This is a genomic window from Paracoccus versutus, assembly GCF_000763885.1.
Lineage (GTDB): Bacteria > Pseudomonadota > Alphaproteobacteria > Rhodobacterales > Rhodobacteraceae > Paracoccus > Paracoccus versutus.
The window spans coordinates 81,740-105,501 of sequence record NZ_JRKO01000006.1; the positions used below are offsets into that span (position 1 = coordinate 81,740).

Annotated in this window: 18 protein-coding genes; 7 read left to right on the forward strand and 11 right to left on the reverse strand. The window is 61.0% G+C overall.

The annotated features are described in order from the left end of the window. Positions 1–6 precede the first annotated feature (6 nt). The 6 genes from IT40_RS03880 to IT40_RS03905 form a co-directional block, all read right to left on the reverse strand. Positions 7–3,015 carry a type I restriction endonuclease subunit R gene (locus tag IT40_RS03880; RefSeq protein WP_036750873.1) on the reverse strand — a complete coding sequence of 1,003 codons (3,009 nt, stop codon included), beginning with the start codon at positions 3,013–3,015 and terminating at the stop codon, positions 7–9. Further along, positions 3,012–3,602, reverse strand: coding sequence for a hypothetical protein (locus IT40_RS03885; protein ID WP_036750876.1), 591 nt, complete (start codon positions 3,600–3,602; stop codon positions 3,012–3,014). The genes IT40_RS03880 and IT40_RS03885 overlap by 4 nt, the downstream gene beginning before the upstream one ends. Beyond that, a complete protein-coding gene (locus IT40_RS26600) occupies positions 3,599–5,512 on the reverse strand; it encodes a restriction endonuclease subunit S (RefSeq protein WP_208021318.1) in 1,914 nt (637 codons plus the stop codon). The genes IT40_RS03885 and IT40_RS26600 overlap by 4 nt, the downstream gene beginning before the upstream one ends. Next, on the reverse strand, positions 5,509–7,539 hold the full coding sequence (locus tag IT40_RS03895) for a type I restriction-modification system subunit M (RefSeq protein ID WP_084196846.1): 2,031 nt from the start codon (positions 7,537–7,539) through the stop codon (positions 5,509–5,511). The genes IT40_RS26600 and IT40_RS03895 overlap by 4 nt, the downstream gene beginning before the upstream one ends. Positions 7,540–7,719: 180 nt before the next feature. Next, positions 7,720–7,986: a conjugal transfer protein TraD gene (locus tag IT40_RS03900; protein WP_036750880.1), complete on the reverse strand. Its 267-nt coding sequence runs from the start codon at positions 7,984–7,986 to the stop codon at positions 7,720–7,722. 1 nt (position 7,987) lies between these two features. Then, positions 7,988–8,419, reverse strand: coding sequence for a conjugal transfer protein TraD (locus tag IT40_RS03905; RefSeq protein ID WP_243700178.1), 432 nt, complete (start codon positions 8,417–8,419; stop codon positions 7,988–7,990). Positions 8,420–8,495: 76 nt separating this feature from the next. On the opposite strand from IT40_RS03905, the gene traA reads away from it, so the two are divergent. The 6 genes from traA (at position 8,496) to IT40_RS03935 (ending at position 14,592) form a co-directional block, all read left to right on the forward strand. Further along, the gene (traA, locus tag IT40_RS03910) at positions 8,496–11,504 is read left to right on the forward strand and encodes a Ti-type conjugative transfer relaxase TraA (RefSeq protein ID WP_036750893.1); all 3,009 of its coding nucleotides are present in this window, start codon (positions 8,496–8,498) and stop codon (positions 11,502–11,504) included. Positions 11,505–11,634: 130 nt separating this feature from the next. Further along, a complete protein-coding gene (locus IT40_RS03915; RefSeq protein ID WP_036750895.1) occupies positions 11,635–11,850 on the forward strand; it encodes a helix-turn-helix transcriptional regulator in 216 nt (71 codons plus the stop codon). After that, a complete protein-coding gene (locus IT40_RS28315; RefSeq protein ID WP_157034055.1) occupies positions 11,837–12,055 on the forward strand; it encodes a hypothetical protein in 219 nt (72 codons plus the stop codon). The genes IT40_RS03915 and IT40_RS28315 overlap by 14 nt, the downstream gene beginning before the upstream one ends. A gap of 110 nt (positions 12,056–12,165) precedes the next feature. Then, positions 12,166–12,408, forward strand: coding sequence for an AbrB/MazE/SpoVT family DNA-binding domain-containing protein (locus IT40_RS03925; RefSeq protein ID WP_036750897.1), 243 nt, complete (start codon positions 12,166–12,168; stop codon positions 12,406–12,408). Continuing rightward, entirely contained in the window at positions 12,408–12,740 is a 333-nt protein-coding gene (gene mazF / locus IT40_RS03930; RefSeq protein WP_036750899.1) for an endoribonuclease MazF, read from the forward strand. The genes IT40_RS03925 and mazF overlap by 1 nt, the downstream gene beginning before the upstream one ends. Before the next feature lie 13 nt (positions 12,741–12,753). After that, the gene (locus tag IT40_RS03935; RefSeq protein WP_084196840.1) at positions 12,754–14,592 is read left to right on the forward strand and encodes a recombinase family protein; all 1,839 of its coding nucleotides are present in this window, start codon (positions 12,754–12,756) and stop codon (positions 14,590–14,592) included. Here the strand turns inward: IT40_RS03935 and IT40_RS28320 are convergent. The 5 genes from IT40_RS28320 to IT40_RS03955 form a co-directional block, all read right to left on the reverse strand. Next, the gene (locus tag IT40_RS28320) at positions 14,522–15,019 is read right to left on the reverse strand and encodes a recombinase zinc beta ribbon domain-containing protein (RefSeq protein WP_147307282.1); all 498 of its coding nucleotides are present in this window, start codon (positions 15,017–15,019) and stop codon (positions 14,522–14,524) included. The two genes, IT40_RS03935 and IT40_RS28320, sit on opposite strands and share 71 nt — an antisense overlap. Positions 15,020–15,192: 173 nt before the next feature. Further along, positions 15,193–15,861: an ANTAR domain-containing response regulator gene (locus tag IT40_RS03940; RefSeq protein ID WP_166436096.1), complete on the reverse strand. Its 669-nt coding sequence runs from the start codon at positions 15,859–15,861 to the stop codon at positions 15,193–15,195. 74 nt (positions 15,862–15,935) lie between these two features. Further along, positions 15,936–17,207 (reverse strand): transporter substrate-binding domain-containing protein, encoded by a 1,272-nt coding sequence (locus IT40_RS27305; protein ID WP_084196842.1) that lies wholly within the window; start codon positions 17,205–17,207, stop codon positions 15,936–15,938. 198 nt (positions 17,208–17,405) lie between these two features. Beyond that, positions 17,406–19,493 (reverse strand): hydantoinase B/oxoprolinase family protein, encoded by a 2,088-nt coding sequence (locus tag IT40_RS03950; protein WP_083539110.1) that lies wholly within the window; start codon positions 19,491–19,493, stop codon positions 17,406–17,408. A gap of 35 nt (positions 19,494–19,528) precedes the next feature. Continuing rightward, complete coding sequence (locus tag IT40_RS03955) at positions 19,529–21,601, reverse strand: hydantoinase/oxoprolinase family protein (RefSeq protein WP_338117895.1); 2,073 nt, start codon at positions 21,599–21,601, stop codon at positions 19,529–19,531. Between the two features lie 888 nt (positions 21,602–22,489). On the opposite strand from IT40_RS03955, the gene IT40_RS03960 reads away from it, so the two are divergent. After that, a complete protein-coding gene (locus IT40_RS03960; protein ID WP_036750911.1) occupies positions 22,490–23,731 on the forward strand; it encodes an urea ABC transporter substrate-binding protein in 1,242 nt (413 codons plus the stop codon). Positions 23,732–23,762 lie beyond the last annotated feature (31 nt).

Genomic DNA, 23,762 nt, shown 5'->3' on the forward strand with positions numbered 1-23,762 from the left:
GAACCGCTATAGGCTTTGTGATCCGTGCACTTCACGCAGCGCTCGGCTGAATAGGTGATTAAAAATGCGATCTCTATCCTCTGCATTCGTCATAATGATGTTCTGAAGGCTGCTATCACGCTGGAATTGCTTGATCGTCTCCTCCAACAGGCGCCGAACAAATGTTGGGCGCGATACGTCTGGAGGGTTGTTCCGCAGCACCGCCGCCATTTCGGCATCGAGCGCCTTGCGCTTCACCTGTTCGAGGCGGATGAAATCCTCTTCCGTGAACTGCGTTCCGTGCCGGTCGTTAAAGGAACGGACAATCTCTGAAAGCGCCTTCGCCTCATCTTCGGTATACGGCTTGGCCCCAAATTCACTGATTGTGGTGAGCGGGACGGTCTCGCCCGCTGCAAGTGACGCCGAGCCAGTTTCTTTTTGCTGAACACGGAAGGCGCGAAGGCGCAGCATTTCATCTGTGATCTCGACCTCCGGCGGCTGCTCCCGATTGGGCAACATCCGGTCCAGCCAGTCGGTGTAGGCATAGAGCTTTTCCAAGCTGGTATCTCCCAGCCGGACAATCTGTGCGACGAAGCTGTAGAACCGCTTGTAGCTTCTTAAAAGCTGTCTGAACTCTTCCTGCCTGCCTTCGTCGTCCTCGGCTTCAAACCGCGCAACTGCGTTGCGGACCAGAGATTCCAGCGTCACGCGATCCTGAGTGGACAGCGTTCCCTTGAAGAATGTCGTGGCAAATCGTTCGATCTCACTGCTGTCGAGATAGCCGAATGTGCGGATGCGCGTCTCCAATTGATAGATCTGGTTCTTGTCTGAAACCGCTTCGAGGCTGGACACCTCGTAGAATGGGCGGAACGCTTCCTTGATATCATCCATCGTGTTCTGGAAATCGAGGATGAAGGTTCGTTCCTTGCCCTGGTAAATCCTGTTCAGCCGAGACAAGGTCTGGACGGCCTGCAACCCTGCGAGCTTTTTGTCGATATACATCCCGGACAATTTTGGTTGGTCAAAGCCGGTCTGGTATTTCTCCGCGACGATGAGGATTTGATACTCCGGGGTATCGAAGCGCTTCGGCAACTCGCTTTCGCCGAAGCCGTTCAACTCGACTTCGGTGTAGGTATTGCCATCGACGTGCAACTCGCCGGAGAAGGCGACAAGCGCCTTGAGGTCGCTATATCTCTTGTCCTCGATGTAGGTCTTGAGCGCGAAATAGTAGCGAAGGGCACTTTCCCTGCTTGACGTTACGATCATGGCTTTCGCCTGGCCATCCAGTTCCGGCCTGACATGGCGCTGGAAATGCTCGACCATCACCTCGACCTTCTGGCTCAGGGCGGTCGGGTGCAGGGCCGCGAACCGCGCGACCTTCCGCTGCGCGCGCCGGGTATCCAGTTCCGGGTCGTCGTCGATCGTCTTTTCCAAGGCGTAATACGCCTTGTAGGTCATGTAGTTCTGAAGCACGTCGAGGATGAAACCCTCTTCAATCGCCTGCCGCATGGAATAAAGATGAAACGGATGCGGTAGGCCATCGGCGCCCACCGTGCCGAAACGCTCAAGCGTGACGTTGCGGGGCGTTGCCGTGAAGGCGAAGTAGCTGATGTTCGCCTGCGGGCCGCGCTGGCGCTGGTATTCCGCGATCAGGTCTTCGATCTCGTCGGGCGTCCCGGCCTCTTCGTCGCGGCTGAGGGTATCGCTCAACGCCTGGGCGCTCTTGCCGGACTGAGAGCCGTGCGCTTCGTCGATCAGCACGGCGAACCTCCGCGTTCCCTGCCCGCTGATGACGCGGAGATGGTCGGTTGAAAACTTCTGGATCGTGGTGATGATGATCTTCGCCTGACCCACGATCGCAGCCTTCAACTGCCGTGATGTTCCATCAATCTTTCGGACGATGCCGGGTGTCTGCTCGAACTGGGCAATGGTGTTCTGAAGCTGACGGTCGAGAACGACGCGATCCGTCACCACGATCGCGGTGTCGAAAATCGGCTGATCGGACGGATCGTGCAACGTCACCAACCGATGCGCCGTCCACGCGATCGTGTTGGATTTTCCTGATCCCGCCGAATGCTGGATCAGATAATTGTTGCCGCTACCGTTGACGCGGGCATGGGCTAGCATCTTCAGAACCGCGTCGATCTGATGGAAACGAGGAAAGATCAGCGCTTCCTTGCCGTTCGTGCCGTCGAGGTGGAGGAACCGCCCGATGATGTCGAGAAGGATGTCGCGGGAGAAAATCGCCCGCCCTTCGGGCTGGTCGGCCCAGAGATAGGCGGCACGAAACTCCCCCTCGATATCGGGGTTGCCCGCCCCGCCATCGTGTCCGCGATTGAAGGGCAAGAACCGGGTTTTGCCGTTCTGTAGGCGGGTGGTCATGGACACGTTGTCCTGATCCACCGCGAAATGGACCAAGGCGCCCCGCTTGAATGTCAGCAGGGGCTCATTGGCGGGCGCTCGATCATGGCGATACTGGCGTTCGGCATGACGGAAATTCTGGCCGGTCAGGGTATTCTTCAGTTCTAGCGTTGCCACCGGCAGGCCGTTGACGAACAGCCCCACGTCGATAGCGTTCTCGTTCTTCGCGCTGTAGCGAAGCTGATTGATGACGCTGAGGATATTGCTCTCGAATAGCAGCACCAAGGACGGGTTGATGCCTGACGCGGGTTTGAAGGCCGCGAGGAAGAACTTCAGGTTCGGAACCAGCTTCAGCCCGTTGCGCAGCACATCCAGCGTGCCGCGCTGCTTCAATCCCTGCTCAAGCTGCTTGAAGAACTCGGCTTCGGCAGAAGGACCATAGTGGCCTTCCAGCTTCGCCCATTCGTCGGGTTGCGTCGCCTTGACGAACTCGATCACCAGGGCCTTGTCGAGCGCGGAGGCGCGGTCATAGTCCTCGGGACGACGGGGACGATAACCCTGGCGTTCCACCAGCGCCTTGCACAGATGGACCTCCAGCACCTCCTCCCGGTGAACCGTGTCTTCGGAAAAGCCCTTGGCATAGGGATGCGAGGTCGATGGCTGTTCGTAATTCATGGCCGATTCCCCCGCGCCATCCTGATTTCGCCGACCGCCGAAACCAAGGCCGTGTTTAGCGCCAGCATCGCCCCTTGCAAGTGGGACAGGCTGACATAGGCTTCGAACTCGATTGGCCGGTCGGCCGCGTCGATGGGCGTTCCATAAGCGCCATACCGGAACGCGGTCGAGCCTGGGTCGATCGCGGCCAGTTCCTTCATGCGCCGCACGATCCAAGTGGGAACGTCCTGCCCATATCGCTCCTTCACCATCACCACGAATCTGTCGGTGAGGGCGATCAGGTCGTGAACCCGCTTCGCGTCGGGCATCGCGGCCTTGAGAATGAGTTCGCAGGAGTGGCGATAGAGAAACAGCGCCGCGTTACCTATCCGATAGTCGGCGATGCGCTTGTCCTTGATCGCATCCACCAGCTCGTTGGCGGCGGCGAAATATTCCTCCGCGAGGGATGCGGCATTGGCCTGCGCCATCCCGCCAAGGGCGAACCCGTGCGGCCCAGACCATTCGTCCTCGCGGGCGTGCTCGCCGGTAAGTTCCTCGAAGAGCGGCCGGGTCATGGTCTCTTCGGTGAAGACATCGGTGCGCGTCATGCAAACAAATCCCGCGTCATGGTGTGGGCTGTGCGAGGGCCTTGGCCGCGCGGCGTGAGGCCGTTGCGCTTCATCCAGTCCAGCCAATGGCGAAGGTCGCTGTCCTTGAACTTCTTCCCCTTCTCCTCGTGCCATTCCGTCAGGACGCCGTTGACGATCATGGAGTCGTCGGGCTGCCGACCGCCCATCAGCGCGTCATTCCACACGGCATAGAGCGTGGCGATGGCCTCGACCGCCTCGGTGCCGAAATCGCGCAGGAGGCCAATAAGGCCACCCAGCGCTTCGGCGCGCGGACCCAACAGACTTTTGAGTTCCGCGTTGTGCTGCCCGGCGTTTGACAGCGGGGTATAGGTGACGGTCGTTCCCGTCCCGTCCGCCTGGCTCGCCCTGTAGAAGCCTGCCGCCTCCACCGCGCTCTCTGTCTCCTCGATCAAGGCGCGATCAAGCGGCCCCGCCGCCTGGCGGGAGTAATTCCCCTGGAGTTCGCTGATGCCGAGATGGGCTTCGGCGAGATAGAGTTCTTTTTGCAGCTTCACCCGCCCGAACTTTGGATTGTTCCGGTGCTGGTGGATGATCTCTGCTCCAACGACGAGGCGGAATCTGTCCCGGTCGGATGTGGATATAGCCGCTGGCAGATTTTCGGGGATGTCGCGCTGGCCCCCGACGGCCGCGGTGATGAGGGCGGCGCGGTGTTCCCGTAGGAGTGCAATGGAGCGAACGATCCTGGCCGCTACCTCGTCGGCATGGGTAAGCTCCCGCTCGGCCTCGACCGCAATGCGGCGCTGTTCCTCCAGTGGAGGCACAGGCAACATGATGAGGCGAAATTGCTCCCAATAAAGCCTCAAGCGGAAATCGGTGATCCCTTTCGACCCCTGCCGCATCTGCTCGATGAAGGGCGGGGTGCGAAGCAGAAACTGATAATATGGGCTATGGAGGTTGTGTGTCGGTTTCGCGACCACATATGCGGGGCTCACGGCTCCATCGACAGTCGAGACGCCGACCGCTCCCTGCCATGCCCTCATCATGTTGTAGGCCAGATATCCGGGCCTGACGCATTTGTAGCTCGAACGGTCCTTGATGAGGTTTACCTTGCGGTCGCGTTCCTCGTCGTCGAGTTGCCTGTCCGATATGCCCGTATGGATTGAGACCGAGAGCACCGGAAGATCATCGGTATTGGGTTCCGCCACCTCGCGGAAAAGATGCCCCGCTCGCAGGAGTGACCAATGAGCGGGGATGCGTGGAATATGGTCGAGCCCCGTTTCAACGGTGGCCATGCCCTCCACGGTAGCGCCCGTCACAAGCTCCGCGACAGCCTGCTTGGCTCGGTTATGTAGCAATTCGACCTGTCTCTCCTTCTTCGCGATCAGCTTGTCGATGCGGGCGATTTCGCGGTCGAGGAAGGCAGTAACGGCCTTTTGGGTGGCGAGATCGGGGACAGGGATATTGACCGATCCAATGCCATTCAGCGTCAAACCGTAGCGAGTAACCCCTTGGGCAGCGAGGCCGAAGGCTTCGCGAGTAGGTTTTGCCTTCAAACTCCAAAAGAGAAATGGACCAATTATTTCGGAAGGATTGGGCCTCAATATTGCGAGATGGTATCCGCAAACAACCCCTTCCGCGCTTGAATCAACAAGTGCCGGAACAGCGATATCATCCGGCGTCTCGCTGTCTTTCGTAATGACAACGTCACCAACGTGAAGTCCGAATTTTATAATTTCTTGCGGTTTTGCTGAACCTTCGTTGAACTCGATATCTGCGGTAATCCGATCATTATAATAAACATCAACATAGTTGCAGAGGCGGACGATTTCCTCGCCTTCTTCCATAATCTTGTCGACGTTGCTGGACCGGATCGTCACCAATCGACGCAGGGCCTTCATCGGCCATAGAGCTTGTGGAGAAGGCGTCATCCCGCCACCTCTTTCAGGAGGTTGGCGATATCCGTCTCAAGCGTCTTCAACTCGGCGTCGATCTCGGTCAGCGGGCGCGGCGCGACATAGCGGTAGAAGTAGCGGTTGAAATTGATCTCGTAGCCGACGCGGCCCACGCACTTGTCGGCATTATCCCGATAGGTCTCGTCCACCCATGCGTCCGGCACGAAGGGCGTCACCTCGCGGGCGACATAGCCCTTCCAATCCTCCTTGAGCGGCACAAGCTCATGGTCACGCAGTTCCGGGTCCGGCTCCGGCTTGCCGCTGCTGTCGAGGCAGATCGCGGCGGATTCGTCCCGCTCAGACAGTGCGGAAAGGATGGCTTTCCTGATCGGTGCGCCGATCTTCACGCCCGCGCTCTTGACCGCCTTGGTCAAGGCGGCCTCGAATGCGGGGCGTTCCATGAACAGGGTGTTCGGCAGACGATTGGCGATGACGTTCAACACGTCATCCTGGTCGGCGGGGTCCAGCTTCAGGAAAGGCTTGGCGAGCTTCAGCCGCTCGATGCGTTCGGGACTGGATTGGAAATTCAGCCTGAGCGGGCGCTCCACTCTGATCTCGCGATAGCCGAAATCACTGGCGTCGAAAATCTTCGACACTGCGCTCCACGGCCCGCCGCCGTTCGCCATCTCGTGGAAGATATGCGTGATGGTCTCGCGTCCGTCGTCGCGGATTTCCCGGCGCTTGGAGCCGAGGTTCTTGCGCATGGGCGACCAGAAACGTTCGCCCGAGGCGTCGATGAGTTGGACCTTGCCGCGACGCTCTCGCTCTTTGCGGTTGGTCAGCAGCCAGACATAGGTTTGGATGCCGGTGTTGTAGAAAAGGTCGGTCGGCAGCGCGACGATGGCCTCGATCCAGTCGTTTTCCAAAAGCCAGCGGCGGATTTCGCTCTCGCCCGATCCGGCTCCGCCGGTGAAGAGCGGCGAACCGTTCATGACGATGCCGATGCGCGAACCGACTTCGTCCGTCCGCATCTTGGAAATCATGTGCTGGAGAAACAGAAGCTGGCCGTCCGAGATGCGCGGCAGACCCGCGCCGAAGCGGCCGTCCTTGCCCAAGGTCGCTGCTTCTTCCCGGATCGGCTCCTGATACTTCTTCCAATCCACGCCATAGGGCGGATTGGACAGCATGTAGTGAAAGCGCCGGTCCTTGTGGGCGTCCTGGGTCAGCGTGTTGCCGAAGGCGATGTTTTCAGGGTCGTGGCCCGTCACCAGCATGTCGGACTTGCAGATGCCGAAGGACTCGCCGTTCAGTTCCTGGCCGAAAAGCTCGACGCGGATATCGGGGTTGAACTCTTTCAGCGCTTCCTCGGCGAGCGCGAGCATTCCGCCCGTGCCGCACGCCGGATCGTAAATCTGCCGGATGATGCCTTGGCCACGGAGCTTCTCATCGTCGTTGACGATGATGAGGTCCACGATCAGCCGGATCACCTCGCGCGGTGTGAAGTGTTCGCCAGCGGTTTCGTTGGAGATTTCCGAGAAGCGGCGGATCAGGTCTTCAAACAGATAGCCCATCGTCAGCGTCGAGACGGCTTCCGGCCGCAGGTCGAGCGCGGCAAACTGCTCGAACACCTTCCATAGGATGGTGGCATCCGCGAGCCGCTTCAGTTGGTCCGTGAAGAGGAACTTATCGAGGAAGACATCCCGAACCGAGTCCGAGAAGGCGGTGATGTAGGTGATCAGATTCTTGTGAACGTCGGTCGAGTTTTGCGCCCTGATCTTGGCGAAAGTCAGCGAGCTTGTGTTGTAAACGCGGACGCCACCGCCGACCGCGCCATACAGCATCATGTCGCGGGTTTGTTCGTCGATGCCGGGCGGCAATCCGGCGTGAGCCTTCAAGAAGGCATCTTTGGTGGGTTCAAGGATGCAGTCGAGGCGGCGCAGAACAACGAAGGGCAAGATAACCTTGCCATATTCCGATTGTTTGAAGTCACCGCGAAGGGTTTCGGCAATCTGCCAAACGAAGTTCGATAGAGCTTTTGCCTTCGATGCGACGTCTTGGTCCACGCAAATCACCCGCCTCTTGGCCGATTCGCGCACAAGTGAACATCGGGACGATGATCGTCTCGGCCCGAACCGCCGTCTAGATTCCTACTGAAGTCTGTTACGGCTCATACAGGGTGGAAAGTCAAGCAAAATGGCGGGCGGCGCTGCGATATGTGAGGTCTCCGCGCCGCCCGCCATCGGTCACGCCCGATCCGGCTGCGGCTTCGCTCTGCCGTTCGGGTCTGCCGGACGCTCCATATCGAACCCCATCTTTCCGAGTTTCGTCCATGTATCGCGCGCATGGTCGCCGTCCTCGCTGTTCAGCTTGTTGGCCATCCACAGCAGCGCGCCGTAGATCATGGCGCGATCATCGCCGGTCAGGTCCACGATGCCCGCCTTGACGACGAGGCCGCCGAGTTCGATCAGGTGCCGCGTGCGCCTTCGGCGCTCGACCTGCCAAGTGCGCATATCATGCCGCGCCCGCGCCGCCTGATGCCGGTTGCGCGCCGCCCGATTGCGCCAGAGCGCGGCCAGCGTTGCGATCAGGCGCTGATGCAGTTCGCCGCGACCGCCCCTGAAAGAACGCAGCGCCGCGCTTGGCCCACGCCTCCCTCTTTTCGGCGTCCTTGGTTTCCGCCAGTGCGACGAGCGCACCGGCCAATTCGTCGGCGGTGAGGCCATCGGCCCCGGTGGCGATGACCAGTTCGCCAAGCTGCTGCACCTTTCGCATCTTAAGTTCCCGCGCCTTGTCATCAAGCGCCTTCAGTTCCGCGTCATAGTCTCTCGGTTTCCGCATCGTCGTGTCCTTTCCCGGTCGCAAGTCGTTGATGCGGTCAGGATAGTTGCGCAGACGACAGAACGCAGTATTGTTGCCGGGACTGTGTGGCACGGCCCGGTCCATCCCGAGATTTTTTCGAGGGAGGGCGCGCTTATACGTCGTTCCGACGTGCGCGTGGCCGTGGCAATCCTTGATCGCGATGGCGATCTATCATCTTCACGTCAAGGTCATTGGCCGCAAGGCCGGGTCGAGCGCGGTGGCCTCCGCCGCCTACCGCTCGGCCTCGCGGCTGCGCGACGAGCGCATCGACCGCGTGCAGGACTTTTCCGCCAAGCGCGGTGTCGTCCATTCCGAGGTGATGTTGCCGGAAGGTGCGCCTGAGCATCTTGGCGACCGCGAACGGCTCTGGAACGATGTCGAGGCGTTCGAGGTCAGGAAGGATGCGCAGCTTGCCCGCGAGGTGGAATTTGCCATTCCGCGCGAGATGACGCAGGCGCAAGGCATCGAGCTTGCCCGCGACTTCGCCCAAGTCGAATTTGTCGATCAGGGCATGATCGCCGATCTCAATGTGCATTGGGACATAGGCGAGGATGGGATGCCCAAGCCCCATGCCCATGTCATGCTCACCATGCGCAGCGTGGACGAGAACGGTTTCGGCCAGAAGGTGCGGGACTGGAACCGCACCGAGATAGTGGAGCGCTGGCGCGAACGTTGGGCCGAGCATGTCAACGAGCGGCTGGCCGAACTCGACATAGACGCCCGCATCGACCATCGCAGCCTTGAGGCGCAGGGCATCGGGCTTGAGCCACAAAGCCAGATCGGCGCACCGGCGCAGCGGATCGAGAGCGAAGGGATCGAAGCGGCTGACCGTGCGGACATGCACCGCGAGATCGCGCGGAACAACGGCGCACGGATCATCGCCGATCCTTCCGTTGCGCTGGGCGCGATCACGCAGCAGCAATCGACCTTCACGCGCCGGGATATGGCGATGTTCGCGCACCGGCACAGCGACGGCATCGAGCAGTATAACGCGGTGATGGGCGCGATGCGCAACGCGCCCGACCTGGTCGAACTCGGGCAGGACGGACGCGGCGAGGACCGATTCACCACCCGCGACATGATCGAGGCCGAACAGCGTTTGCATCGTGCGGCGGAATTGATGGCCGAGAAGGAATTGCACGAAGTCAGCAACAGGGACCGCGAAGCCGCTCTGGCGCGGGCCGAACAGCGCGGTCTTGTCCTATCCGGCGAGCAGGCCGATGCGCTGGCGCATGTCACGGACGGACGTGATCTTGGCATTGTCGTCGGCTATGCCGGGACGGGAAAGAGCGCCATGCTTGGCGTGGCGCGCGAGGCATGGGAGGCGTCAGGCTTTGAGGTTCGCGGCGTTGCCCTGTCCGGCATCGCCGCCGAGAATCTGGAAAGCGGATCGGGCATCGCATCGCGCACCATCGCCAGCCTGGAACATGGCTGGAAGAACGGACGCGATATGCTGACTTCCCGCGACGTGCTTGTGATGGACGAAGCGGGCATGGTCGGCACACGTCAGTTGGAGCGCGTGTTGTCCCATGCCGCCGAAGCAGGCGCGAAGGTCGTGCTGGTCGGCGATCCGCAGCAGCTTCAATCCATCGAAGCAGGTGCGGCGTTCCGCTCGATTCATGACCGGTACGGCGGCGTGGAAATCCATGAAGTGCGCCGCCAGCGTGAGGACTGGCAGCGGGACGCCACCCGCGATCTGGCGACGGGCAGGACGGGCCATGCGATCCATGCCTATGACGCGCACGACATGGTGCATGAGGCGCAGACACGCGAGCAGGCGCGGGAAGATCTGATCGACCGCTGGGACCGCGACCGGCAGGCATCGCCCGACAGCAGCCGCATCATCCTTACCCATACCAATGCCGAGGTGCGGGAACTCAACGAGGCCGCCCGCGACAGGATGCGGGAGGCGGGCGATCTTGGCGAGGATGTGCGCGTCACGGTCGAGCGCGGCGCTAGAAACTTCGCCGCCGGTGATCGCGTCATGTTCCTGCAAAACGAGCGCGGGCTTGGCGTCAAGAACGGCACGCTCGGCACCATCGAACAGGTCAGCGAACACTCCATGTCGGTTCGCACCGATGACGGGCGCGGCATCAGTTTCGACCTGAAAGACTACGACCGCATCGACCACGGTTATGCGGCGACCATCCACAAGGCGCAGGGCATGACGGTGGACCGCACCCATGTTCTGGCAACGCCCGGCATGGACGCCCACGGCAGCTATGTCGCCCTGTCCCGTCACCGCAACGGCATGGACCTGCATTATGGCCGCGACGACTTCGCCAGTCAGGACAGGCTTGCCCGCACCCTGTCGCGCGACCGCGCCAAGGACATGGCGACTGACTACGAACAGCAGATCGACCCGGCGCAGGATTACGCCGAGCGGCGCGGCATCGCCTTCCGCGCCCGTGTCGCCCAGATCATGCGCAGGCTGATGCCGGAGGGTGTGCGCGATGCTGTCGATAGGATGCTGGATCGCCGCCTGCACCAGACCGACAAAGGCGCGCCTGGCCGTGAAGTCGGGACCGAGCCGGAAAGGGGTCGTGTGCGAGGGGAGGCGCAGCGTCAGGTGGCGGTGGGGGCCGAAACCGCAGAGCTTGATCCACAGGCGGCGATGCGCCGCGCCCGCACCCAGGCTCTCATCCGGCATGCCCGGGCTGTGGATGCGTTTCTGGAGGAAAAGCGCCAGGGGCTTGTGCCGTCCGACGATCACTGGCGCGATCTTACGGCGGCACGCAAGGCTTTCAACGAACTGCGCCCCCATGGGTGGCAGGACGCCGAAACCGCTTACAACAAGGACAACAGTCTTGCCCGTGAGGCGGCATCAGGTCGCGTTGTCCGCACCATCCACGCCCTGGAACTGGAGACGGAAATCCGCACCGACCCGCAGCACCGCGCGGATCGGTTCGTGGAGCGTTGGCAGAAGCTCGCACGGGACAGCCAGCACAAGTATGCGGTCGGTGACTACTCCGGCCACAAGGCCGCGCGCCGGGAGATGGGCAACATGGCGATGAGCCTTGAGCGCGATGCGCAGATGGAATCCCTGCTGCGCGGCCGCAAGCGCGAACTCGGCATCGACATGGATTTCGACTCGGGCCGCAGCCTCGGTCGGGCACTGGCTTTCTCGCACGGCATCGACTTCGGCAGGGGAAGGGGACTCGGGTTGTAGGGTTTTCCTATTTGCCGCCGTTTCTACGCTACACTACTACAGCGGCTAAATAACTATTGCACAACGATAATTCGTTGCCCTGACTGGTCTCTGCAATCATCAGAAACCACCAGCAGGAGGCAGTGCAGCCATGCGCCAACCAGACCGCATCATCCGCCTGAAGACCGTTCTTTCCCGCACCGGCCTGTCGCGGTCCACCATCTACCGCAAGATGGCAGAAGGCACTTTCCCGGCCCAGATGAAGATCAGCGCCAACGGCACGGGATGGCATGAGTCCGACATCAACCGCTGGGTCGCCGATCCTGCTGGATGGCGGTCAGAGGAAGAGGCCGGTGATGGCCGGTGACGGGAAACATCCCGGACGAGAGAGATCGGCAAATGACAATCGCCCGCCCGGCGGGCAAGCGGTCGGGAATGAAGCCGATGTGTCCGAGCGGCTGGACAGGGTGGTGCTGACCATCGCCCGCCTGATCGGCAGGCAGATGGCGCGGGAGCATTTCGAGGCGTTGCAGGCCGCAAACGACAATAGCGCGCCATCGGAAGAAGAATGATTATCACGCCTCGCGCACCCCACATCAGCGGCAGAAGTTGTCTCTACACTGTTGACACAGGCCGCACGACACACCATTGTATCTACATCATAGATACAGGAGACGTGACCATGCAAGTGAGCATAAAGAAATGGGGCAACAGCGCCTCGGTGCGGATTCCGCATTCGGTGATGACTGCCGCCAACCTGCATGTCGATCAGGCGGTGGAGGTGCGTGAGGAAGATGGCCGGATAGTTATCGAACCTGTCCAGGGCCTTTCCTATGATCTCGACAAGCTGCTGTCCGGGATGACGCCCGACACCTTCCATGACGAGGCGGATTTCGGCGCTCCGGCTGGCAAGGAAGTCTGGTGATGGCGGGATGGGTGCCGGACAGCGGCGACATCGTGTGGCTGAATTTCGATCCGCAGGCCGGGCACGAGCAAGCTGGTCATCGTCCCGCTCTGGTGCTGTCGCCCGCCCGCTACAACGGGCTGCGGGGCATGATGCTTTGCTGCCCGTTGACCACGAAACTCAAGGGCTACCCGTTTGAAGTCGTCATCAGCCAGAACCCGCCAAGCGCGGTTCTGGTCGATCAGGTCAAAAGCCTCGATTGGCGTGCGCGCAAGGCCAGGCACAAGGGCAAGGTGACTGCCGTGGTGCTCGCCGACGTTCGTGCCAAGCTCAGGGCACTGTTGCAAATCTAGGGAGACCACCGCCATGACCCGTGCCGCACTCTACGCCCGCTATTCCGATGACAAGCAGAGCGAGGCGTCCATCGAGGACCAGTTCCGGCTTTGCCGGGAACATGCGCAGCGGGAGCGGTGGCAGATCGTCGGTTCCTACGAGGACGCGGCCATCTCCGGGGCCAGCACGATCCTGCGGTCCGGCATCCAGCGGCTGATGCGCGATGCGCAGCACGGCGAGTTCAACATCCTCTTGGCCGAGGCGCTGGACCGGATCAGCCGCGATCAGGCAGACGTGGCGACCCTCTACAAGCACCTGAAATTCGCGGGCGTCACCATCGTCACGCTGGCCGAGGGCGAAATCTCCGAGCTTCATGTCGGGCTGAAAGGCACGATGAACGCGCTGTTCCTGAAAGACCTCGCCATGAAAACCCACCGGGGCCTGCGGGGCAGGGTGGAGAAGGGCAAGGCGGGCGGTGGGCTTTGCTACGGTTATCGCGTCGTGAAGAAGTTCGACGGTAACGGCGAGCCGATCCGAGGCGACCGCGAGATCATCCCTGAAGAAGCCGATACCGTGCGCCGCATCTTCCGCGAGTTCGCGTCCGGTAAAAGCCCCAAGGCTATCGCCGTCGATCTGAACCGCGACGGCATCCCCGGCCCGCTTGGCCGCGCATGGGGCGACACCAGCATCCGGGGCCATGTCTCGCGCGGCACCGGCATCGTCAACAACGAGCTATATGTCGGCGTCCTTGTGTGGAACCGTCTGCGCTTCGTCAAAGACCCCTCCACCGGCAAACGCGTGTCGCGCATCAACCCACCCGAAAAGTGGATCAGGAGCGAGGTTTCGCATCTGCGCATCGTGGACGATGCGCTCTGGCAGGCAGTCAGAAGCCGCCAGAAGGATATTGCCGTGCGGTTCGAGGCGACCGCCGAGGGCGTCAGAAAGGCCAAGGCCAGAAAGCTGCATGAGAAGAAGCGGCCCGTTTCCCTTCTTTCCGGCCTGCTGACCTGCGGTTGCTGCGGCGGCAAATACGGCCTCATCATGCGTGACCGCTACGGTTGCCTGAACCATCACCGGCGCGGCACCTGCGACAACAACAGGACCATCATCCGCGAGAAGATCGAGGAACGGGTGCTGTCCGGTCTCAAGGACAGGCTGATTTCCTCGCGCGCCGTCGAGGAAACCGTGCGCGCCTTCGCCGAGGAAATGAACCGCCTCAACCGGGAACGCCGCGCGCAGGGTGAGCAGGATCGCAAGGCGCTGGAGAAGATCGAGAAGGCCATCGCCGGGATTATCGCGGCCATCGAGGACGGCATGTATCAGCCATCCATGAAAGCGCGCATGGACGAGTTGGAACGCCAGAAGGCGGAGATCATCGCCCGGCAGTTGCAGGCACCCGCCGACACGCCGGACGTGCATCCCAACATTGGGAACATCTATCGCAAGCGGGTGGAGCGGTTCTCCGATGCCCTTCATAACGATGACGATGGCCGTATCGCCGCCGAGGAACTGCGTTCGCTGATCGAGGAGGTCGTCCTCATGCCGGGCGAGAAACGCGGCGAGGTTCACGCCAAGCTACGCGGCGAGTTGTTCGGTATCCTCGACTTTGTGGAAGCCGAACATCGACAGCGACCGCGAGAAGTTAGGACAAAGGTTGAAGCCAGCCCCCGCAACCATCTTTACTTGCGATCCGCCCGCCCCTTCGCCGGGCTTTTTTGCGCGGAAATCGTAAGGATTCCGGCCAGATCGCCCTGGACGTCGATCTCGATCCGGACCTCCCCCGGCGCCAGCACGATCCGGTCTACCAGCGAGCGGATGATCTCCGCCGCCTCGATGCGTTGCGCCTCGTCGTCGCCCTGCAGCGTCTCGTAGAGCTGTTGCACCCGTGCCCGGTATTGCAGCGCCATCGAGGGATGCAGCAGGGGCGGGGGCTCGTCGGCATTGGCGAGGAAGTCCTGCAGCTCCACCTTGCGGGCGCGCAGCTTGTCGCCGCGCTCCTCACCACCTCGATCGAGAGGGCGTCCCGCATGTAGAGATCCATCAGCTTCTCCTCCTCGCGGGCGATCCGCTTCAGCTCGGTCTCGGCCTTGTCGATGCCGGCGCCACTTTCCATGCGCAGCCGGTTGGTCTCCCTCGTATAGGCGTCGCAGAACTCGGCGAAGAGGTCGGGGTCGACAAGGCGGGTGCACAGGGCGTTCAGCACCCGCGCTTCCAGCTCGTCGCGGCGGATGTTCATCCGGTTGTCGCAGGTGCCCTTGTTGCGCGCCGTCGAGCAGCCCAGAAGATCCTTCGAGATCATCGAATAGCCGCCGCAACGCTTCGCCCTTCACGGCCGACAACCGCATGGTCGGCTGCGACGCCGTTTCGGCAATCAGCAACTGCGCCCGGAATAGCTTGCGGCGAAAGACCATCGTCCCGTCAGCTGCAGCGCCATGCGCCTGAAACACGTCACAACATATCCTTCAAGCGCCCTTATGGATCTTGACCGTAGTCTTCATGCATCAGGGTATCTTCCTCTTCACGCCAGTTCAGGCGGGAGAGGATCTCACCTGACACCATATCGACGGTGGTTCTGCGCTTCATCGCCAACTGGCGAAGCACGCCATAGGCTTCCTTTTCGGAATGATTGTCAGTCAACATGATCGCAAGCTTGGCGCGCTCGATGATACGGGACGACTCGAGCTTTGCCTGCAGGCGGCTTAAGCTCTGGCGCAATCGCCGTTCTCGTCGGTGATTGTTGACCGCCGCCAATAGGTTGGTAAGAATCCCGAAGGGTCGGATCGGCAGCCCGATTACCGCATTCACCCGCATGTTCAACAGACGGTCGATGGACAAAGGATTCTCATAGTCAATCACTGCGATCAAAACCGCCGAAGGATTCTCGGCTTGCCAATGGAACGAGAGCCTGCTTTCGATCAGCCGATCAAGGAGGACGAAAACGATGTCGATATCCTCGGCATAGGAAATGGGTGGCGGCCAGATTTCCTGCACCTGGCAACCAATTCTCACCAGATGAGAGCGAAGATCCTGATCGCCGCCCCGGTCTGGTTGAACAAGAATGATCTTCAGTAATCGAAGATCCTTGATCAGGACTGGTCGATCCCTATCGCCGGTTGCGGGCTCGCTTCGTCCGGCCTGCATCTCGGATTCCTCTGCCCTGAAAGCGTGTGCGCCCATGATTGATCTCGATCTGCATTCACCTGAAGCTCAGGCATTCATGTCCATTCCGGGGTGTGTGATATGGTATCAGCTGCGGTCTTTTCGTCACTGTTTATGGAGTAGGTTGTCATATATGGGTTGGGGCGAATAGCATTCTTCGTTTGGGCAACAATATCAAATTGGCCATCGCTTCGTACAATTCCGATCTTAGGCCAGACGTAGCAGTGAAGATTCGATGGATCTATTGCAACTCTACCCTGAGGTGCCTCGAAGGAAGTGCCCAGAAGCCCTGCGCGGATCGAGCCGACGCTGTCGGCAGAGCCATTCCTCATGGCCTGCGCAACCATATGAGTCTGAGTATAGGCTGCATCCCAGCACATATTCGTATGCGCAGGCTCGCCACGCGCTGTCTTGTAGCGCTCAAGAAGGGAAATGTTGGCTGGATTTGCCTGTGATGCAAAATACGTCGCTGCCGTGATATGTCCAACAGCCGCCTTGGGGTCGATTTCCTGCAGATCGGCTTCGCTGGTCGTCAGGCTTGCAACCATGATCTGGCCGGCGTCGAGCCCATTTCCGGCATAAGCATTGTAGAAATCCAGATTGGACTGACCGACGAAATTGTTGAAGATGATGTCCGGTCTGCATTTCATGATGTCAGCGATGAGGGAATCCATTTCCGGCCTTTTGGCCTGCTGGCCGAGATAGCGCTCGCCCAAGACCTCTCCGCCGCCGGATCTGATGAGGTCGCCCATGATCCGGCCGGATTCGCGGGGCCAGATATAGTCCGATCCTACGATATATATGCGCGGCGAATGGTTTTCGAGAAGATATCTGGCCAGAAGCAGGCTGTTCTGATTTGGAACGGCTCCGAAATACATTGCGCTTTCGGAATACTCGAACCCTTCATATTGGGCCGGGTAGCAGAGAATTCCCGCCTCTTTGTCCAGGGCAGTCAATACCGCCTTGCGCTGGCTTGAGGTGTAGCACCCCAGTATGACCTTTACCTTGCCATCGGCGAGAATATCCGCCGCCATGGCTTTGTAGGCGGCAGGTTCTCCTGCCGGATCGCGATATACGGGGATCAGTTCGCGACCATTGATGCCGCCAGACTGGTTTATCTCATCGATTGCAAACATGGTCGCCGACAACATGCTTTTCTCTGTCACGGCGGTCCAGCCCGTTTGGGAGAACATGACCCCGATATATACTGGATCGTCTCTTCTCATCTTGTGCGGCCCTCCTTTTAAGGAATAGGTGATCGGGAGTTCAAGCTTTCCGATGGTGCGTTGCTCCGGGCGGCATGGCGTGACGCTAGGCGTGCCCAGCATAAGGGTCAAGAAAGCGCCGTCCGCGATTCCGATTTAGCGGATGGCCCATGCAAGATGCCCGGTTTTCAGGCGTGGATAGGCCCGATAAACAAGCAGTGGCAGTGGCAGCGGGCGCCGGACAAAGGGACTGACCCCGAAGCGGCCATGGTGTGGTCTGATCGGGGAGGGGCGGCGGATCGCCTTGCCGCCCCTCCGTCGTTACGCGGCGATCTGTACCCGTTCCTTGGCTTCCAGACTCAGCACCGCAAGCGATTTTCCCCAATAGGGCGCAACCCGCCGCTTCATCATTTCGCGGAACTGCTGCGTGGTATTGGCAAGCAACTGGCCATTGCCCCAGTCGAGGATCACGCCATATTGCCGGACGCAATCCATGACGTTCAGCTCCCCCGAGCGATAGCGCGCAGCGATGGCTTCCGCATTTTCGTCAAGCCAGCCCAGGCGCGCGGCAGCGATGCGCTCGCGTTCCTTCGCGGTTGCCGCTGCGTCGACCTCATATTGCGCCAGATCGGCATCCACCACCCGGATGACGACGCCATAGTCGATGCGTGCGCGCTCGACGCTGACATATTCGTCGGCGACATCCTCGCAGACCAGTTTCGGGTCGCGCATCAGCGGATCGCCGACCCCGCCGCCGCCGGCGGAGGGACGGGTGAAGACGTCGTCCAGTTCGATCGGCAGGTTCGAGAAGATCGAGCCCAGGTAGCGCTCCTTCTCGGTGCCCTTGTTCAGCCAGACGCCATGCGGGATCGAGGGCAGGCCACCCCACATGCCCCAGGTCACCGAACGCTCGCGGTCGCAGCAATAGGAAACCACGATCCGCTCGCCCTCAAAGACCGAGCCGCCCTTCTCGGCGCCAAGCCCGCCGCGTGCCTCGCCGGGGCCGGCGGAATCCTGCACGAAGTCGTGGCATTTGGTCAGCACCGGGGCCAGCCGTTCCTGACCTTCAAGCGGCTGGATGCCATATTGCGCACCGAAGACCGGGGCGGTGGCGTTGAAGCCGTCGCGCCCGTTGCGGCCGCCCCAGCCGCCGGCCATCCAGTCATACCACATGAAATAGGGGCGCCCCTGAAGCCTGGTGTCGCGGCCGCCGACCAGCAGGTATTCCAGGTTGAAGGCGCAGCCCATGGTCCGTTCGGGCATGATATCCGCCCAGAGCCCGAAGACCGAGTTCATCAGCTTCTCGAACGGGCCCGAACAGAAGCCGGCGCAGGGGCTGGGCCATTCCGCGTTGACGACCGTTCCGGGCTCGCCGACATTGACCGTGACCGCACGGTAGAGGCCTGAGTTCAACGGCAGGTCCGGGAACTGGTATTTCGTTCCTGCGACGATCCCGGCGAAAGAGCCGCCATAGGCCGCGTTCAGGAAGGTCGAGATCTGCGGATGCGAGCCCGACAGGTCGTAATGGGCATGGTTGCCGTCGATGGTGAACTTGATCTTGATCGGGATCAGGCCCTCCTCCAGCTTCGGGTCCTGGTCGATATAGTCCTCGGCATACCAGGTTCCGTCGGGAAGCTCGGCCAGGCGGTTGCGCATCAGCACCTCGACCCAGTCCTGCACCTCGCGGAAGGCGGTCTTGATGGTCTCGACGCCGTATTTGTCGCAAAGCCGCGTGATCTCGCGTTCCGCAACCGCCGTCGCCTCGGCCTGGGCCTGCATGTCGCCGATCACGTCGCCCGGATTGCGGGTATTGGCCGCGATCATCTTGGCCACGTCCTCAAGCCAGACGCCCTTGCTCCAGATACGGACCGGGGTGATGCGCAGCCCCTCGCCCATGTGGTCCAGCGCGGTGATATTGAACGAGCCCGGCGTCGCGCCGCCCATGTCGGCCCAATGGCCATTGGCCTGCGACCAGCCGATCAACTCGCCCTTGTAGAACATCGGGCGCAGGATGCGGGTATCGTTGAAGTGGCTACCGCCCCGGAACGGATCGTTGATGATGAAGACATCGCCCGGATTGATGTCGTTGCCGAACTCCTCGATCACCGCCTTGCAGGTATAATGCAGCGTGCCGACATGGGCGGCGATGTCGCCGGTGCCCTGCATCACCAGGTTGCCCTGCGGATCGCTGAGCCCGGACGAGAAGTCGCGGCAGTAGATCACGAAGGAATAGCAGGTCCGAAGCAATTGCTCGGCCATCTGGTCGACGATGTTGACGAAGGCGTTGCGCAACACCTCGAAGGTGATCGGGTCGAGTTCGGACTTGAACTCGGTCAGGCGCTTCTCGGGGGGCGGGGGGAACTGGATGCCCTTGTCGGACAGTTCCAGGGCTTGCTTCTTGCCGGTCATGCCGGTCGTCCTCCTTGCTGGTTGGGGGAAGGCGCTTATGCCGCGCCAAGCTTGATCTGGATGTTGAGCCATTCGTCGATATAGGCGACGTCGCCCGGCGGAATGACGGTGGTCGAGTCGAGCTGGTCGATGACGGCCGGGCCCTTGATGGTGACGCCGGCCGGCAGGGCCTCGCGGTCGTAAAGCTGAGTCGTCATGGCCGCGGGGTGGTCGTGGAACCAGGCCTCGCGGGTGCCCTTGGGAACCGCCTTCGCATTCGGGTCGATGGCGACCTTGGGGAAGGAGGGCTTGGGCGTGACCCCGATCGCGCGCACGGTCAGGCGGTAGATCTCCACCGGGAAATCCTCGCGGCGGAAGTTGTGCGCCTTTTCATATTCGGCATGGAAGATGGCCAGCGCCTCGTCCATCGCGGTGATCTTGCCGGGAACCGACACCGCCAGCGAACGCCACTGACCGCGATAGCGCATATCCACGAAGCGCTGGAAGGTCATGTCGCCGGGTGCGACGCCATCGCGTTGCATCCGGTCGCGGCCTTCCATTTCCAGCTTCTGGAACGCGGCTTCGACATCCGCCGGATCGGCCGTGCTGGCATTGTCGAAATACATCTGCGTCACGTCATGCTGGACATCCACCAGGATGCAGCCCACCGCCGAGGTTACGCCGGGATTGGGCGGGATGATGACCACCGGGATGTTGAGTTCGCGCGCGATATCGACGCCATGCAGCGGACCCGCGCCGCCGAAGGCCACCAACGCGAAATCGCGCGGATCGTGACCTCGGGCGATGGAGATCAGGCGCACCGCATCGGCCATATTGGCATTGGCGACGCGCAGGGTGGCAAGCGATGCCTCGACCAGATCCAGGTTCAGCGGCCCGGCGATCTTCTGCATCGCCTCAAGCGCAGCCTCGCGGTCCAGCGACTTCTTGCCGCCGGCCAGGGTGGTGCCGACACGGCCCAGGATAATGTTCGCATCGGTATTGGTCGGCTCGGTTCCGCCTGCCTTGTAGCAGGCCGGTCCCGGCACCGATCCAGCCGATTGCGGGCCATTGCGCAGCGATCCCGCCTTGTCCAGCCACGAGATCGAGCCGCCGCCGGCGCCGATGGTCAGAACCTCGATCGAGGGGAAACAGATCGGATGGCCCCAGTCCACTTCCCATTTGTCGGTCATGCGCAGATGGCCGTCCGCCGTCAGCGAGATATCCGCCGAGGTGCCGCCCATATCCAGGCCGATGGAGTTCTTGTAGCCGCAGAGCTCGGCGAAATACTTGCTGGCGATGGCGCCCGCAGCGATCCCCGATGCGGCAAGGCGGGCGGCGTATTTCTCGGCCGTCGCCGGGGTCATCACGCCGCCGCCGGAATGGAACAGCAGGACATCAGCCTCATATCCGGCCTCACTGGTGCGGCTGGCGATGTCGCGGGCATAGGGACGGATGATCGGCGCGAGGATGGTGTTCGCCACGGTGGTCGAGAAGCGGTCGTCCTCGAAGATTTCGGGATGGGTTTCGTGCGAGGTTGAGATGGCGACATCCGGCCCCAGCACCTCGGCCAGGATCTCGGCCATCCGCTGTTCGTGGACGCCGTTCACATAGGCGTTGATGAAGCACACGGCGACCGCATGGACCTCGCGCTTCTTCAGGATGCGCGCGATTTCCCGCGCCCGTTCCTCATCCAGCGGCTCGATGATCTCGCCCCGGTAATTGATCCGCTCGCGCACGGCGAAACGGTCGCGCCGGCGCACATAGGGCGGGGTCCCCTCCTTATAGGCGTCCCAGGGATCTTCGCGGGTGCCGCGCCCGATTTCCAGGACGTCGCGGAAACCTTCGGTCGTGACCATGGCGACGGGCTTGAAATTGCGCGTGATCAGCGCATTCGTCGCAACCGTCGTCCCATGGGTGAACAGTTCGATATCATTCCAGTCAAGATCGGCGGCCTCGGCGCCGTTCATGATCGCGTCGATCGGATTGGCCGTGCTGGGCACTTTCGCAACGGTCTGTTTTCCGTTCGAGTCCAGAACGAAAATATCGGTAAACGTCCCGCCAACGTCAATTGCAAGGCGGGCACGTGCAGGTTTCATCGACGGACCTGCGTCCGCCCCATCCATACTCATCGTGAATTTCCTTTTGATCCGCGTTGCGCAAATCAGGCTGCAAAGGACGGAATCCGTCCGATGAGCACCTGCGCATAGATTTCGCTTTGATATCGAGGGGAGGTCGATCACCTGATGCTTTCGGGCGCATGGTGATCTGTTGCATTCGTTGTTGAATGCATTCCTCGACACTACGCGATGAATATCAAGATCGACAAGCGTTTTTTTCAAGTGCAGAAAGTTGCGGAGAATCTTCCTGAAACATAATAAAAATCAATGGATTGCGATCATGGGCAATGCGCCGCGCCGCGGAATATCCTTTTCGCGCTGACGACGGGACTGCGAGATCGGAAAGGGTGCGAATCGCCGCTTTCAGCCTGTCCAGGTAGGAAAAGAATCATCGGATGATGCTTCGACGAAGGCGCAGATCCGGGTCGGGACGGCCAGCCCATGCAAATGGATACCCCGACTGTCAAAGCCGACGCAAGACAAGTCACGATCTGCGCAAAATTTACGCGGCAGCATTGCCTTCTGCCCGCCTGCTGAACGCCGGGCGCGATGCTGGATTGCGGCTGCCGGAAAAATCCGCTCGATCCGGAAAAACCTGTTGACCGATTCGGCTCGGATCGCCGATGCACTCTATAACGAGTTAGCGAAGTTTAGCTCTTGTTCGCCGCGTCGAGTTCGTCACACCGGCATTGTCTTCGACTAAGGCGCATAGGCACAACAAGGTGCCATCTGTCAGCCCAAAGCCATGAGGCACAGCATCGTGCCGCCAAGTGGTGTTGCGCGCCCTCCCATGAAAATGGGCCAGCGTCGCGAAAGGCTCTCCGGAAATTCGGGACTTCGGAGTTTGGCCTGCTGGGAATGCCTCTTCCAAAAAGCACAAATGAAAACAGGGAATCCACTATGAAAGACCTGCAACGCAGACATTTCCTCGGCCTGGGTGCCGCAGGGATTCTTGCAACCCCGTTCCTTGCCCGTCCCGCTTTTGCCGCGACCGATAAAATCCAGGTCGCCGGTATTCATGACGCCTCGGGCGGCATCGACATCTATGGCCGCCCGATGATCAATTGCCTCAACCTTGCCGTGGACAAACTGAACGCGGCCGGCGGCGTGCTGGGGCGCGAGATCGAACTGGTCAACTACGATCCGCAATCGAACATGCAGCTTTACGCGCAATATGCGACCGAGGCCGCGACGCGCCAGAAGGCGGCTGTGGTCTTCGGCGGCATCCTTTCCGCCTCGCGCGAGGCGATGCGGCCGGTGCTCGACCGCTACAGGACGCTTTATTTCTACAGCCTGCTTTATGAAGGCGGGGTCTGCGATCGCAACACCTTCTGCATGGGCTCGACTCCCGGCCAGACGCTGGAGAAATTCACCCCCTATGTGATGCAGAAATTCGGCGGCAAGAAGGTCTATGTGCTGGCCGCTGACTACAATTACGGCCAGATCACCGCGCTGTGGATCGAGAAATTCGTCAAGGAAAACGGCGGCGAGGTGGTGCGGGCGGATTTCTTCCCGCTCGATGTCAACGACTTCGGTTCGACCATCCGCCAGATCCAGGCGGCCCAGCCCGATATCATCATGTCGGTCCTGGTGGGCGGTGCGCATAACGCCTTTTATCGCCAATGGGTCGCCTCGGGGATGAAGGACAAGATCCCGATGGCCTCGACGACCTTCGGCATCGGCAACGAACAGGTGCTGACCACCCCCGATGAACATAACGGAATCATCGTCTCCTATGCCTATTTCGATGGGATCCAGACCCCCGAGAACGAGGCGTTCAAGGCCGAGTATTACGCGAAATTCGGCGACAAGGCAGATGCGATCACCGAGGGCGGCGCCATGACCTATCACGCCGTCAATCTTTGGGCCAAGGCGGTCGAGATGGCCGGCACCATCGAACGCGAGCCGGTGATCGAGGCGCTTGAGAGCGGCCTTTCCTTCGCCGGGCCGGCGGGGCTGACCACGATCAACGCCCAGACGCATCACAACACGCTCGACAGCTATATCGCCGAGGTGCGCGACAACAATTACGTCGTGCTGGAAAGCTTTGCGCAGCAACCGCCCAGCGACACGCTGGCGGTCTGCGACCTGAAGGTCAACCCGACCGATGCGACGCAATATGTGGTCGAAGTGCCGAAGTAACGGGCCCGCACGGGCGCCCGGCCATAGGGCG

Excerpts from the sequence above, each read along its gene's own strand:
- IT40_RS03940 (WP_166436096.1), bottom strand. The coding sequence starts at position 15,861 with ATGCAGGCCGGACGAAGCGAGCCCGCAACCGGCGATAGGGATCGACCA.
- IT40_RS27305 (WP_084196842.1), bottom strand. The coding sequence starts at position 17,207 with ATGCTGGGCACGCCTAGCGTCACGCCATGCCGCCCGGAGCAACGCACC.
- IT40_RS28320 (WP_147307282.1), bottom strand. The coding sequence starts at position 15,019 with ATGATCTCGAAGGATCTTCTGGGCTGCTCGACGGCGCGCAACAAGGGC.
- IT40_RS03935 (WP_084196840.1), top strand. The coding sequence starts at position 12,754 with ATGACCCGTGCCGCACTCTACGCCCGCTATTCCGATGACAAGCAGAGC.
- IT40_RS03880 (WP_036750873.1), bottom strand. The coding sequence starts at position 3,015 with ATGAATTACGAACAGCCATCGACCTCGCATCCCTATGCCAAGGGCTTT.
- mazF (WP_036750899.1), top strand. The coding sequence starts at position 12,408 with ATGGCGGGATGGGTGCCGGACAGCGGCGACATCGTGTGGCTGAATTTC.
- IT40_RS03950 (WP_083539110.1), bottom strand. The coding sequence starts at position 19,493 with ATGACCGGCAAGAAGCAAGCCCTGGAACTGTCCGACAAGGGCATCCAG.
- IT40_RS03885 (WP_036750876.1), bottom strand. The coding sequence starts at position 3,602 with ATGACGCGCACCGATGTCTTCACCGAAGAGACCATGACCCGGCCGCTC.
- IT40_RS03900 (WP_036750880.1), bottom strand. The coding sequence starts at position 7,986 with ATGCGCACTTGGCAGGTCGAGCGCCGAAGGCGCACGCGGCACCTGATC.
- IT40_RS03915 (WP_036750895.1), top strand. The coding sequence starts at position 11,635 with ATGCGCCAACCAGACCGCATCATCCGCCTGAAGACCGTTCTTTCCCGC.
- IT40_RS03925 (WP_036750897.1), top strand. The coding sequence starts at position 12,166 with ATGCAAGTGAGCATAAAGAAATGGGGCAACAGCGCCTCGGTGCGGATT.
- IT40_RS26600 (WP_208021318.1), bottom strand. The coding sequence starts at position 5,512 with ATGACGCCTTCTCCACAAGCTCTATGGCCGATGAAGGCCCTGCGTCGA.
- IT40_RS03905 (WP_243700178.1), bottom strand. The coding sequence starts at position 8,419 with ATGGACCGGGCCGTGCCACACAGTCCCGGCAACAATACTGCGTTCTGT.
- IT40_RS03955 (WP_338117895.1), bottom strand. The coding sequence starts at position 21,601 with ATGAGTATGGATGGGGCGGACGCAGGTCCGTCGATGAAACCTGCACGT.
- traA (WP_036750893.1), top strand. The coding sequence starts at position 8,496 with ATGGCGATCTATCATCTTCACGTCAAGGTCATTGGCCGCAAGGCCGGG.
- IT40_RS03960 (WP_036750911.1), top strand. The coding sequence starts at position 22,490 with ATGAAAGACCTGCAACGCAGACATTTCCTCGGCCTGGGTGCCGCAGGG.